9 protein-coding genes are annotated in these 13,589 nt (G+C 60.6%); all 9 read left to right on the forward strand.

Annotated elements, in window-relative coordinates; all coding sequences use genetic code 11:
• Positions 1–846 precede the first annotated feature (846 nt).
• The 9 genes from BUS42_RS32995 to BUS42_RS33035 all read left to right on the forward strand — a co-directional run bounded on the left by BUS42_RS32995 (position 847) and on the right by BUS42_RS33035 (position 13,394).
• Complete coding sequence (locus BUS42_RS32995; protein WP_074314221.1) at positions 847–1,509, forward strand: sigma-70 family RNA polymerase sigma factor; 663 nt, start codon at positions 847–849, stop codon at positions 1,507–1,509.
• A gap of 1,880 nt (positions 1,510–3,389) precedes the next feature.
• Complete coding sequence (locus BUS42_RS33000) at positions 3,390–4,400, forward strand: exosortase/archaeosortase family protein (RefSeq protein ID WP_074314224.1); 1,011 nt, start codon at positions 3,390–3,392, stop codon at positions 4,398–4,400.
• A 167-nt stretch (positions 4,401–4,567) separates the two neighbouring features.
• Positions 4,568–6,649, forward strand: a complete 2,082-nt coding sequence (locus BUS42_RS33005) for a polysaccharide biosynthesis tyrosine autokinase (protein ID WP_254053947.1) — start codon at positions 4,568–4,570, stop codon at positions 6,647–6,649.
• Between the two features lie 46 nt (positions 6,650–6,695).
• Positions 6,696–7,412 (forward strand): exosortase-associated EpsI family protein, encoded by a 717-nt coding sequence (locus tag BUS42_RS33010; RefSeq protein ID WP_143206597.1) that lies wholly within the window; start codon positions 6,696–6,698, stop codon positions 7,410–7,412.
• A gap of 72 nt (positions 7,413–7,484) precedes the next feature.
• Positions 7,485–8,777, forward strand: coding sequence for an O-antigen ligase family protein (locus tag BUS42_RS33015; RefSeq protein WP_074314228.1), 1,293 nt, complete (start codon positions 7,485–7,487; stop codon positions 8,775–8,777).
• A gap of 192 nt (positions 8,778–8,969) precedes the next feature.
• A complete protein-coding gene (locus tag BUS42_RS33020; RefSeq protein ID WP_074314230.1) occupies positions 8,970–9,740 on the forward strand; it encodes an acyltransferase in 771 nt (256 codons plus the stop codon).
• An 11-nt stretch (positions 9,741–9,751) separates the two neighbouring features.
• Positions 9,752–11,509: an HAD-IIIC family phosphatase gene (locus BUS42_RS33025; protein WP_074314232.1), complete on the forward strand. Its 1,758-nt coding sequence runs from the start codon at positions 9,752–9,754 to the stop codon at positions 11,507–11,509.
• A complete protein-coding gene (locus BUS42_RS33030) occupies positions 11,485–11,730 on the forward strand; it encodes an acyl carrier protein (protein ID WP_074314234.1) in 246 nt (81 codons plus the stop codon). The genes BUS42_RS33025 and BUS42_RS33030 overlap by 25 nt, the downstream gene beginning before the upstream one ends.
• A gap of 191 nt (positions 11,731–11,921) precedes the next feature.
• Entirely contained in the window at positions 11,922–13,394 is a 1,473-nt protein-coding gene (locus tag BUS42_RS33035; RefSeq protein WP_074314236.1) for a glycosyltransferase, read from the forward strand.
• The last annotated feature ends 195 nt before the right edge of the window (positions 13,395–13,589 follow it).

Genomic DNA, 13,589 nt, shown 5'->3' on the forward strand with positions numbered 1-13,589 from the left:
CGATCCCTGGCAAGTCGATCGCGGCCGAAACCCACCGTTTCAAGGGCCGCCTCCACCGTCCGAGGGTGTTGGTTTCCGATCCTCTGCCTCGTAGACCATGCAACCGTGATGGGGTCGTCGCACGCGCTCGAGCCCTGCCGGAACCGACGATGTGCCGGATGCCGCCGGTCGCGGCGTTCCCTGCGCTGGACGCGATGAAAGAGGGCGAAACGTCCGAGAAACCCAGGCGCAGATGGCTGGAATCTGGGTGTTGGCGTAATCTTTATAAAGTAACGTGGATGCAAAATCTAGGGGATTGGGCCCCGAGGAGTGAGCTGAATTGACCCGGAAGTTCCCGCTTGAATGCGGAAACAAAATAAAAATTGCGATTGATGGTGATTTCTCGCGATTGACCCGCGACGGAAATGACGTCTCTTATTATAGTACATGGAATCAGGAGGTTTCAGAGTAACCGTGGTGTTTGGGACAAAATACATGTTAAAAATAAGTGATTCAGGTTTCTCGAATGAATGGTCGCTCTTGGGGAATCGGTTTTGGGACCAAGTGGGACGCCTGTTCAGGAGCGGCGGAGGTGTGAGCCCGGGTGTCGAGCGAGGGCTTCTCACTCAATCCGTTCCTTTTGCAGCGGTGCCAGAACGTACGGTCTACGCTTCCGAGGAGAGTTCACGATCTCAGAGTCATCCATCATCGTGATTTTACGCTGAGACGATTCCCCCGGAGCGACTTCGTCTTGAGCCGGTCGCACGGGACAACTGGGCGGATTCCTTTTTCGAGCGTCTGCAAACGCTCAGGCACTTAGTCCGGCTTCACATCAGGGATGAGTCGTACCAAACGGAGGTCGACCCCATGCAGGATCACCAGTGCGACTATCTGATGCAGCTGCTTAACGAAGATCCGGCCCGATCGAGCATGGAAGGCGAACCGACTCATGATGGAAAGGGCCCAAAGACCTACCGTGGACAGGATTCGTCCGAATGGGTGACCATTCACTGTTGTTTAAAGCGAATTCGCCGCTGGCGAGTCCCGCCTCACTGGTCGTGTCAAGATTGGTTCGACGAAATCATGGCCGAGGTGACACTGAGTGTCGTTCAAGCGACAAATGACTTCGATGTCAGCCGAAACGTCCCCTTCGGCGCCTTCCTCCACCGGCGAATTTTGCATACCGCGCTCGCCCGGTATCGTCGTGAGTGGACCTACGCGATCCACCAGAGCACCGAAGCCGCGGTCGACAATTGCGAAGCCGTCAAGGGGGCGAAATCTCCCTCACGCGAAGCCGTCGGGACCTTGCTTAACGAGGCGATCGCTCGGCTTCCATCGTCGGATGCTTCACTCATCGAAGAAATCTTTTGGGAGGGGAAAACTGAGGCATGCGTGGCGGAAGTTCTTGGAATTAGCCAACAAGCGGTGAATAAACGTAAGCATAATATCTTCCGACTGCTCGACAACATTATCCGGACGCGGTTTCCCCAGATCGCACCAGGAGCCGATTCCGAAGCCCCCCTCAGTTAGGCCGGTCGGAATGGACCGAATCCCCTCCCCTCTCTCGTGGGGAATTCGGTCGTCTCCCGCACCGTCGGTCCTCGACATGGCTGTGCTGCTTGGTCGTGCGTGCGTGATCGAGTTCGTCACGCCGCTCTCCGATCGAGTGGGTCATGGACGGAGCGATCTTCGGTGGCTGTGGTCCGGACTCGGCCGCCGGACTTCTGGCTCTTGCATCGGGGGCCGAGTCCGGACCCCAGCCATCCCAAGGGGAGCCGCTCATGGCGAAGTCCCGACCCGGCGGACATCCCCCTGAGTCGTAAAGCTTCGCCGAACCCGTTCTGAATTCATGAATAAGATGCGATCGATCAGCGGTCAGGATCGTTTTTTTCCCGTAGTGGTCGATCCACTCTAAATTCGTGGGTATTTACGGCGGCCACAACTCGTCGACCTGGCTGAAACAATGCACTCGGCACGTCAATAGCGAGTATGTGTCACCCCACAAATTTAGAGTGGATCGACCAGTAGGGTGGGCACGGCCCACCAAGATTCTTCGATGTCCCGCGCAATCGCAAATGAGGGTGGGCCGTGCCCACCATAAAAGAGCAAAATGGTTGCGATGTGGTTATTATTTGGGGCATAAGTAGGGTCCGCGATTGCGGACCATCACCATCCGTCATGGGTCATCATCACGGACGACACCTCCAACGAGGCCGCGGTCGAAGTTGGTCTGCAATCGCGGACCCGACGGGAATCGTTGGACCTACGATGCTGCCACGGTCGATGGCGCCGAAGGACGGGGAAACGGGTTCGGCGAAGCTTGATCCTGAGTCCGCAACCTCAACTCCCATGCCCCTCGAATGGGTGAGCGCCGGCGGCGATCAGACACTGGGTGGTCAGTCATGTCGAGGTCGCGGCCGAGAGCTGGATCTCGATCGAAGCTTCTGGCCAGCACTGAAGGCAGATGCCCCTGGACCGGTTCGAGGGTCGGGTTACCGCTGAGCCGCGGTGAGGTATCAACCGGGGCGCTGGCTTGAGTCGGCACAATTCATCCAAGGTCACTCTGAGTCGATAATAGGCTGAGATAGGCCTTGTTTGGGGGAGTCGCGGCCGAGTTTCCTCAAGGTTTGCGATCGAGTCATCCGTCAACGCGGTAATTTATGGCGAACATCGCATTTTTGGTTGTATTTTTTTCAGGGCGTGCAATATCGTTAAATGCAGAGAGGTCGACGGGAGGTCAACTTCTTTCAGGCTTGAGACTGTCGAAGGACGACGGCTCGGTGACGCGATGATTTGCGTCTTGGAAACGAACTGTCAGCCGGCTCGCCCAACTTTGTGGTCGTCGTGTGGGAGTTGAAACCGTCAGCCCGACACGCGCGATTGAGGGACGATCGCCGCACACCGCTCGTCAGTGCATTCGCACCGGCGACTGGTGGTTCGTCTCCCCACGAAAATGACGATGGCACGTTGAGGGTGACGCTGCAACCCATCGGCCAAAGGTATGCGCACTTCGTACCTCAAGGTGGAAGTCGGGATCGGGAGGACTCATCCCGCCACCGATGCCGGTCGCGTCGCCCTCACCTGGTGCCTGAGGAATGAAGGATTGATGAGGGCGATTCTTCCCATCAATCCAAAGGCAGCGCTCCACTTGCTTCGCAATTCACCCCGAGAGTGGCCCGGATCCGTTACGTTGTGAAAACCGACGAGACTTGGCGGCTCCGGTCGCTTTCGCATCCTCCTACGACCAGGAACCATAATACCGTAGAGTTTTATGGTTCATAAAAAGAAACGTGATGAGCATGCGTGGGCAGGTTTCGTATTAAGATGGAGATGCCAAGTCGTAACGGATTTGCGTGCGGATCATTGCTGCTCTGAGAGGCGGTCTCGTAGGCGCCAGGAGGGGGAATTCGATGAAATGCCACGCTCCCGATGCTGTGAGTGGGCGGAAACGGTTGGATCCCCTCATCCTCCTGGCGAGTCTGCTGGGCGCGGGTCTGATCTGGTTTTATTGGCCGACCCTCGTGGAAATGGCCCAGCGCTGGTCGACCGATCCGCGCTATGCGCATGGTTACCTCGTTCCCCTGTTCTCGGTGATCGTGCTCTGGCTCCGACGCGACCGGTTCATGGTACTCACACCCCGCTCGAGTTGGCGGGGAGTGGCGCTCCTCGGGTTCGCAATCGGCATGCGAATGATTGGGACGTATCTTTATGTTAAGTGGTTTGAGGCCGTGTCGCTGCTGCCGGCCGTGGCCGGTGTCTGCGTGCTCATCTGGGGTTGGCCGTCACTCCGGTGGTCGTGGCCGGCGATCGCGTTCCTGGTCTTCATGCTGCCACTGCCCTATCGGTTGGAGGGGGCATTGGCCCAACCGTTGCAACGCGTTGCCACCCAAGCGAGCACCTATGCTTTGCAGACGCTGAGCTTCCCTGCCCTGGCCGAGGGGAATGTCATTCATCTGGATGAATTCGCGCTTGGCGTCGTCGAGGCATGCAGTGGTCTGAGCATGCTGTTCACCTTCTTCGCATTGACGACCGGTCTGGTGATGGTGATCCGGCGGCACTGGCTTTCCAAGCTCGTGATCGTGATGAGTGCCGTCCCGATTGCCCTCATCGTCAATACGATACGAATCACGGTGACCGGGGTGCTTCATGAGTTGGTGGGCAGTGTGATGGCCAACCTCGTCTTTCATGACCTGGCCGGCTGGCTGATGATGCCGACCGCCCTGGGGCTGCTCTGGCTCGAACTCAAGCTCCTGTCGCGGCTGTTCACCGAACCGGTGCTCGTGTCCTCCGCCCTGAGTCCGATCGATCTGGCTCGAGCGGCCCGGGATGCACGCGATCAGCGAGAGCCCGGTGATTCCAATCGGCGCAACGGCAAGCCGGTTGCCTCCGCCGCGGTGAAGGGTCTGTTGACGCACTCCTAAACTGGTTGGACTGGTTTGCTGGGAGCACGCCCCTCATGATGTTGAATTCCAACCCTGGATCAAGACCCGATTCAGTGAACCTGCCCGCGACGATTCCTCCGCATCGCAAAGACAGCTTCGCGGACTCGTCGGCCGTCATGGGATCGTCTACGAGTCTGGATCCATTCATGCTGCTCAAGGCCTTGCGCCGTCGCTGGGCGATGGCGCTCGGAATTGGTCTGGTTGGTGCGGGTGTCATCGGCTTCACCACCTACCTCTTGGTGCCCGCGGCGAAGTACACCGCGCGGTCGATGCTCCACGTCAACTCGGTCCAGCCGAGAATCTTGCTGACGACCGGTGAAGTCCACACCGAGTATGGAGCCTACCAGCGGACCCAACTGGCACTGCTGCACAGTCGCCTCGTGCTCAGTAGTGCGCTCAAGCAGCCCGAAGTCGCCAAACTTCCGATCCTCACCAAGGTGAGCGATCCGATCGAGTGGCTGGAGAACGAACTCAAGGTCGATTTCGCCCCCGGCTCCGAAATCCTTCGCATCAGCATTAGTGCCGAAAAACCCGACTTGCCGATGCTCCTGGTCAATGCCGTGACGCAGGCATATCTGGATGAGATCGTCGATGTTGAGATGAAGCAGAGTCGTCAGCGCTACGATCTTCTGAAATCGACCTGGAATCGCTACCAGGAAAACTTGAGGGAGAAGCGTCAGCAACTCAAGGGCCTGACGGAACTGGCCGGATCGGACAATAAATCGACGATCGCCACAATCCATCAACATGAACTGGATCGTCTCGGCCGGGCCGAGGATGAATTGTCGCGGATCCAGTCCGAGCTGAGAAGCCTGCGGATCGAGTCCGAGGTCCTCCACGAGAAAGCGGCCTTGAACCAGATGATGGTCACTCCGGCCATGATCGCGGATGCGATTAGCCGGGATCGTTCGATCGAGTTGCTGAAAGACAAGGAGGCGCTCGTTCAACGGGCCATCGATCGCGTCTCGCATTTGGTCCGCAATCGAAACGATCCCGCGGTTAAAAAACATCGTGACGATCTTGAGGCGATTCATGTCGCGCTCGCGGCGCAGCGCCGCAAGCTCTACCCGATCGTCACGAAGCAGTTGCAAGACATGGGACGCGACTCCGACGAATCGAAAGAAATCTTGGTCCAGCATCGGTGCGTGATCCTTGAGAAGATTGAGGCCGCGCTGCAGGACGACGTCAAGCGGCTCACCGAACGGAGCCGCTCGATCGGCCAGAACTCGGTCGATCTCTTCTCGATCCAGGAGGAAATCGCCAACGCCGACGAGATCGCCCGACTCATTGGCAAGGAGGTTGAGGCCCTGACCGTTGAGCTTCAGGCGCCACCGCGGATCCGACTCCTTGAGAAGGCCGAACTGCCGCGCACCAAGGATGAGACGCGCAAATTCAAGCTGGCCGGAGTGGCGGGATGTGGTGCCTTCGCCCTCGCGCTGCTGGGGATCTCCTTCTGGGAGTCGAGTGCCCGTCGGGTCGACTCGGCGAGCGATGTCGTTCAATGCCTGGGAATGGATCTGTTCGGGACGTTGCCGATCCTGCCCCGGCGGCGACTCATGCTCGGCTCGGGAGCGGCGCAACATCGGCGGTGGGGTAGCATGCTGATCGAGTCGGTCGACGCCGCGCGGACCGCCCTGTTGCACGTTTCGCGGACCGAATCGGTGCGCGTGGTGATGATCGCCAGTGCGCTGGGCGGCGAGGGGAAAACCTCGCTGGCGAGCCACCTGGCGACCAGTCTCGCTCGTGCCGGCCGGCGGACCCTTCTTGTGGATGGCGACCTGCGCCGTCCCTCGGTGCATGAGTTATTTGACCAGCCTTGCGTGCCTGGCTTCAGCGAGGTGCTCCGGGACGAGATCGAGCTGATCGACGCTGTTCAGCCGACGTTGATCAGTGGACTCTCATTACTTACCGCGGGCTTCAGTGATAGTGACTCGATCCAGACGCTCGCTTCCCGGGACTTGCGGGCCATGTTCGATCAGCTCAAGGAACAGTTTGACTTCCTCGTGATCGACTCCTCCCCGGTATTGCCTGTGGCCGACGCCTTGCTGATCGGCCAGCACGTCGACGCGGTGATCTTCTCGATCATGCGCGACGTCAGCCGCATTCCCACGGTCCAAGCCGCTTACGATCGGTTAGCCCGACTGGGGATCCGGATGCTCGGGGCGATTGTCACGGGCGAGCAGACCGACCACTACGGCAGTAATTATCTCCCCTCGGGCCGCGCCTAAACCCGCGGATACGGCACCCTCGGATTCGCCAACGACGAGCGGACCAATGCTTCGACTCCTGCCTATGACAATCGCCCTTGTGATGGTCGTCTCCGCCGGGATCGTCCACGGCCAGTGGACCCAGCGCTGGACCGTGTCGCATGCGATCGAGGACGCCGCGGCCAGGCTCGAGCGACTGCCATTGGTCCTGGGCGATTGGCAAGGAGAGACGCTGGAGCTCAATCGTGAGCAGGTGGTCCTGGCGGGGATCGCGGGATATGTAGCACGACGCTACGAGGAATCGCTCAGCAAAGACGCGGTGACGATCCTCCTGGTCTGCGGCTCCCCCGGGCCGATCTCCGTACACACGCCGGACGTCTGCTACTCTACGGCCGGCTTCGAACTGATCGGAGAGCCGGACCTCTTCGCGCTACCGATCGAGACCTCGAGGTCAACGGCTGAATTTCGACACGCTCTGCTCGGCAAGACTAACGCACCGGTGCCCACGTATTTACGCATCTTTTGGTCCTGGTCCGCCGCCGGACCTTGGGAGGTTCCTGAGAACCCGCGCGTGGCGTTCGCGTCCAATCAGGTCCTGTACAAGTTGTACGTGATCCGAGAACTGAGCGCGGACGATGAGCCGATCGAGGAGGATCCCAGTCCAGCCTTTCTGCGGATTCTGCTGCCCGAGCTGGAGAAGCTTCACTCGCGACCCTCGGGAAGTGGTCCACGGAGTGTGCGGTCTGAGCACCCTGTGTTGACCACGGATCTGCACGCTGGCTAATGCCGATTACAGCATGAGTCATGGGCTTCCTGTCGCTCCGATCGCCGCCGACCGCATGACCCGAGGCTCGCCATGGACTTCGCTGCATTTGTTTTGCTCAACGCCGTGCTTTTCATTCGGCCGATGGAGTTCATCCCCGCGTTCTATGGCCTTCCGCTCTATAACATGGCGTTCTGCCTCTGCCTTTTCCTGAGCCTCCCTGCTCTCCTTGGAAAGGGCGTGCTCCGCACGATCGTCTTTCATCCGATCGGTGTTTGTGTACTGACCCTGGCCTCCACGGCGGTTCTCTCGAACCTGGCGAATGGCGGGATCCAGGACGCGGCCGATGCGTTTGACGTGATGAGCAAGGTTTTCCTGTATTACATCCTCCTGGTCGTGGTCGTCCGCACGCCCGCGCGCTTGAAATGGTTTTTGGCGGCCATGGTGATCAATGGATGCGTCGTTGCTGGGGTTGGGATTGCAGACTACAAGGGGATCATCCGAATCCCAAGCCTGATCGTCGTCGAGGAGATGCGGTATGCCAACGGGCAAGCGATTCCGTTCCGGAGGCTCGGTAGCACCGGCCTCTTCGCCGACCCCAATGACCTCGGTCTGTTCCTGGTCGGATGTATGATCAACAGCCTTTATCTCGCGAGCGACCGTTCGGTTGCGTTGCCACTCCGGGCGCTTTGGCTACTGCCGTTGGGCGTCTTGTTCATGGCCCTGCTCCTGACTTACTCGCGGGCCGGGATGCTCACACTCCTGGTCGCCCTTGCGATTTATGGCATTGCAAGGTACGGCTGGCGCGCCCTGCTCCCGATGGCTCTCGCCCTGCCGGTCGTGCTCGGGGTTGGCGGTCGCCAAATGGAGTTTAAGCTCTCTGGTGGAACCGGGCAGACCCGGGTGGTGATCTGGGATTGTTTTTTTAGCCTGTTCGTTCAAAACCCAGTCCTGGGCGTGGGGTACAACCATTGTCTGGACTATGCCGATCAAGTGGCCCACAATTCCTATCTTCATGCCTTTGCTGAGTTGGGATACGTCGGTGGCACGTCGTTCTTAGGGGCCGTGTTACTGGGCCTCTATGCCCTGTTGAGGATCGGGCCGCTTCGGACGGGGCGACTCGACCCCGCGCTCGCCAAGCTCTGGCCTTTTCTCCTGGCCGGTATCGGCTGCTTCGCCTTCGGGATCATGTCGCTCTCGCGGTGCTACGTGACCCCGACCTACTCGATCCTCGGCCTGGTCGCCGCCTACGAGCGGATGGCACTGGCCGTCTCGCCGCGACGACCGCTGCGCCTCGGCCCGACGATGATCGGACTTCTCCTGCTTTCCGGGGTAGCATTTTTGCTCATTATGTTTGTTATTATCAAAAAAAATGCAAATTATTAAAGTTGCGCGGCCATGTTTGAGGCCGGCGAGGTCGGGGAGAGCGACTTGCCACGGCCCGGCCCGCGGATTCAGAGGAAGGACCATTGCCAGCTCGCTCGAGGTGGTCATGCACCTGGGCCTTCGGACCGTCACTGAGGTGAGCCGGACTGGATCGACGGCCGTGATCGAACTCGTCGTGAGGAGTCACCGACCTTGAATTATCGATATCGGCTGGCGCAGTCCCAGCACCCGGCCGCCCGCATCCTGAGACGGCTTTACTGGGGAGTGCAGACCTTCTCCCTGCCCGCGCCACGGTACGTCATTAAGCCCATGCTCTGGGCCTACCTGGCCCTCCGTGAGCTTTACTACTTTGCAATGCGGGTTTGTATTTGTGAGCCACTGTTCAAGGCTGCTTGTCGTCGGCACGGCCGTCGGTTGCGAACGGGAGTCTTCATCCACTGGATCAAAGGAAAAGGGGATATCGTCATCGGCGACGATGTCGAGTTTGGCGGCAAGTGCGACATCATGTTCGCCGCCCGGTTCACTCCGAATCCGACCCTGGAGGTGGGTGATCGTACGTGCGTCCGCGGCACCACGTTCTCGATCGGCCGACGGATTTCGATCGGCAACGATTGTCTGATTGCGATGGGAGTCAAGATGTTCGATTCCAACGGCCACCAGTCGGACCCTGAAGCTCGTCTGGCGGGCCTGCCTCCAGAATTCGAGGACGTGCGGCCGATCACCATCGCCGATAACGTGTGGATTGGACAGATGTCGATTGTTACGCCGGGTGTCAATATCGGCGAGGGAAGCATTGTCTCGGCCGGCTCCGTGGTCCTCGGCGACGTTCCCCCGTACACGGTGGTCGCGGGATACCCGGCCCGGAAGATCGGTTCCCTTCGGGACAGGCGCACTCCGGAGTCCCCGGTGACTCCATTGTTGTCACCCGTGCATTGCTCGGGTTCGGTCCCATCGGAGTTGTGAGGCGATTGACGATGAAGCTTGTCGAGGCGCTGAACATTCTGAAGTCGCCCGCCCCCGCCGGTGTGCGGACGACGGAGGTCGGGCTCGCCTGTGGGTTTACGCCCGCGCACCTTGAGTTATTCTTGGCGGCCCACCTTCGGCAAATCGAACCCAACGATCGGCCTGTCATCAGGTCTGGTTTGTACGGCGACTGCCTGGGCAATGTGGAGCGGCTCGCCCTGGCTCCTCCCGAGGCGGCCGCGGTCATAGTGGAGTGGTCCGACCTCGATCCCCGGCTCGGCCTGCGTCACCTCGGGGGCTGGGGCGTCGCGACGCTCGCCGACATCCTGGAAACGGCGGCCGGTCGAGCGAGCCAACTTGCCGAGGTGATCGTTCGTGTCTCGGCCAATGTTCCGCTGGCGCTCTGTTTGCCCACCCTTCCTCTACCGCCCGTGGCCTACCAGCCTCCCCACGTCTCGGGTGCATTCGACCTGAGGCTCAGCGAGCTTGCGGCCTCCTTGGCCGCGCGGGTCGCGGAGGCGCCGGGGGTTCGGGTGGTCAAGACCGAGCGGCTTGCCGAGCTGTCTCCTCATGGCGAACGGCTCGACGTGCGCACCGAACTGTCGTCCGGCTTCCCGTACCGGCTGGCCCATGCGTCGGCCGTGGCTGAGCTGTTGGCGAAGCTGATTCGGCCGTCCGTACCGATGAAGGGGATCATCACCGACCTTGACGACACCCTCTGGTTGGGGATCGTCGGCGACGTCGGTACCGACGCGATCGCCTGGGACCTCGACCACCATGCGCAGGCCCACGGCCTCTACCAGCAAATGCTCGGTTCGCTGGCCGAGTCGGGCGTCTTGATCGCGGTCGCCAGCAAGAATGACCCACGAGTCGTGGACGAGGCGTTCCGGCGAACCGACCTGCTCCTGAAGCGGGATCGGATCTTTCCGATGGAAGTGGGCTGGAATGCCAAGTCAGAGGCGGTGGGCCGCATCCTCCGCGCCTGGAACATCGGCGCTGAGAGCGTCGTCTTTGTCGACGACAGTCCGATGGAGCTCGCCGAAGTCGCCGCGGCCCATCCCGACTTGCTCTGCATCCCGTTCGCTCGAAACGACGAGTCGGCAACCTACGCTCTGATCGTCCGGCTCCGCGAGCTGTTCGGTAAGAACTCGGTCTCCGGAGAGGATGCCCTCCGCCTGGAGAGTCTCCGGCGATCGGCCGAACTCTTCGGTGGACCGGGCAGCCAAGCTCCCCCTCCGGAACAGTTCCTTGAGCAGGTCGGTGCCGAGATCGTCATCGATGGCGCGAAGAATCCGCCCGATCCCCGTGCCCTGGAGCTGATCAACAAGACCAACCAGTTCAACCTCAACGGGCGGCGATATTCCGCGGGCGAGTGGCTGGCCCACCTGAGGAACCCCGACACCTTCCTCATGATCCTCTCGTACAAGGACAAGTTTGGCTCCCTCGGCACGATCGCGGTCTTGACCGGCCGCGTTACACGGGGCGAGGTCGTCGTCGATCAGTGGGTGATGAGCTGCCGTGCGTTCTCCCGGCGGATCGAATACCGCTGTCTCGAAGCGATCCTCGAGCGAACCAAGGCGGACCGGGTTGAGCTCGACTACCAGGCAACGCCGAAAAACGGGCCGCTCCGCGACTTCTTGACCGGGATCCTGGGCTCGCCGCCCTCGGTCCGGTGCCCATTGACCTCTGACCAATTCCGGGCCCAGTGCCCACCGCTCTACCACCACGTCCTGGGGACCGACTCATGGCTGATCCGCGAACCCGCCTGAACCGTTGCTTCTCCGCCGTCTTCGCCAACCTGGACGAAGCGCAGATCCCACAAGCCACCAGAGACACCGTCGATGGCTGGGACTCACTGGCCACCTTCACGCTTCTGACGGTCATCGAGGAGGAGTTCCAGATCCAGGTCTCGCCGGAGGACGTGGACCGTTTTACGTCCCACGAGGCAATTCTCGACTGCCTTCATGGACGATACAACGCAATGTGCTAAGCATGGCAAAGGCAAAGCGATCAGATGGCTAAACATCAAGATGTCTTGCCAATCCTCGTACGCTCACCTGAATGGGCGCGGTGCCCCGACGAAGTCGACCGCGACTCCTCTCCCGACAGTCTCGGCGATCATGCCGATGAGTTCGCATGACGTCGAGCGGATGAGACGGAACCGTATCTGAAGGAACTGAGATGGTCGCATCAAGATTCTTCAAGATTCTGCCGAGTTTTGCAACCGCGGCCGAGCTTGCGCGGAGGGACCGGGGTTGCCGCGATTCGAGCCCGGTCACGGGGATGTCTCGTCGCTTCCTTGCACGCCGGGTCATCAGCCTGAAGGATCGCGTCCAGGCTTCGCAAGTTGCCCGGGAGTTTTTGGCCATCATGCGACTTGCGGCCTACGGAGTGAAAGTGAGGGGCCGCTGGCGGTCTGGCGGTCAGGAACACACCGGCGATCTCTTTTGCGCCGCGCGGCTCACCAAACGCCCAGTCGTGCGCCGGTTGATCCGCTCGGCGCTCGCCCCATGCATCGCCGGACGTCGTGCGGAACTGGACGTTGCCGAGCCCCGGTCAACCTTCGTGGCGGCGACCGATGCCTCGATCTCTTCGGCCCTGTTGTTGAAGGAGCCAGGGCCCGACGGGGAGAAAGGTGTGCTGCTCCTCGGGATGGAGATGGGATGGTCGGCGTTGGAGCGAGCGGGAAGGGGTACCCGGTTGTTCGAGGATTACAACCTGGTCATTCTGTCGTCCTGGTCGCCGCCGCAACTTCATGATTTCGCGCGACTCGTCGGGTACTCGAGCGACCCGATTTACGTGGGGATCTCCAACCGGGCCGATGACCCAACCTATGAATTATTGGCCCCCACGTATACACCCATCCCGCTCATGGCGTGTGACTGGCTCGACCCGGCAGAGTTTCGGCCGAGCCCGCGGTCGGAACGCGACGTGGACATCCTCATGGTGGCCAATTATGCCGCCTATAAACGCCACTGGCTGCTCTTTGAGGCGTTGCGAGGGATGCGCCGGGATCTCCGGGTTGTGCTCCTCGGTGGCCCTTGGGAGGGGCGGACGATCGAGCACGTCAAGGCCGAGATCCGCGCTTTCGGGGTCAAGCAGGAAATCGAACTCCCCGGCCTGGTGCCGATTCAACAGGTGTACGGATACATGGGGAGAGCCAGCGTCTCGGTGATCTTTACCCGCCGGGAGGGGGCCTGTGTGGCCGTGGCCGAATCATTGTTTTCGGACACACCCGTTGGCATGATGCGGGACGCTCACATCGGTTCGCATACGCACATCAATTCAACGACAGGCGTTCTCTTCGACCGTCGTCAGCTCTCGGGACAGCTTGCTCGATTTCTCGAAGCGCGGCATGAGTTCTCGCCCCGGTCTTGGGCCGTCGAAAACATCTCTTGCCATCGTTCGACCACCCGGCTGAACGAGATCCTGCGGACTGATGCCAGGCGGAGAGGCCGCCCCTGGACGCGTGACATCGCGCCCCTCTTCTGGCGCTGTTACACTCCCCATTATTTTGATCCGTGCGATGCACGGACGTTGGGAACGGCCGCGGAAGAGCTGTACCCGCACTATGGTTTTCGGCTCATCCCTCCTACAGATGGGTGGGGACCGACCCCAGTCACGAGTCAGGGGCTTGTCCGTTCGGCGCCCTGAGCCGATTGCCCATCGTAAGCTTCGCCACTGTCAGAGGGTCAGACCCGCGCCTTCCGGCGGCCTGGTCCCGACGTCATCGCCGTTGACGTCGATTGCGACCGAGGTTTGGAAAGGGACGCCGTCCGGGAGCCTTGCGCCGCGGGTAAACGCCGCCCATTAAAAAGTCATGGCAGTGACGATTCAGTGTGATGATTG

Origin of the sequence: Singulisphaera sp. GP187, from assembly GCF_900129635.1 — a bacterium.
Lineage (GTDB): Bacteria > Planctomycetota > Planctomycetia > Isosphaerales > Isosphaeraceae > Singulisphaera.

Bases quoted from the DNA above. Each gene is read 5' to 3' on its own strand.
- BUS42_RS32995 (WP_074314221.1), top strand. From the start codon at position 847: ATGCAGGATCACCAGTGCGACTATCTGATGCAGCTGCTTAACGAAGAT.
- BUS42_RS33000 (WP_074314224.1), top strand. From the start codon at position 3,390: ATGAAATGCCACGCTCCCGATGCTGTGAGTGGGCGGAAACGGTTGGAT.
- BUS42_RS33005 (WP_254053947.1), top strand. From the start codon at position 4,568: ATGCTGCTCAAGGCCTTGCGCCGTCGCTGGGCGATGGCGCTCGGAATT.
- BUS42_RS33010 (WP_143206597.1), top strand. From the start codon at position 6,696: ATGCTTCGACTCCTGCCTATGACAATCGCCCTTGTGATGGTCGTCTCC.
- BUS42_RS33015 (WP_074314228.1), top strand. From the start codon at position 7,485: ATGGACTTCGCTGCATTTGTTTTGCTCAACGCCGTGCTTTTCATTCGG.
- BUS42_RS33025 (WP_074314232.1), top strand. From the start codon at position 9,752: ATGAAGCTTGTCGAGGCGCTGAACATTCTGAAGTCGCCCGCCCCCGCC.
- BUS42_RS33030 (WP_074314234.1), top strand. From the start codon at position 11,485: ATGGCTGATCCGCGAACCCGCCTGAACCGTTGCTTCTCCGCCGTCTTC.
- BUS42_RS33035 (WP_074314236.1), top strand. From the start codon at position 11,922: ATGGTCGCATCAAGATTCTTCAAGATTCTGCCGAGTTTTGCAACCGCG.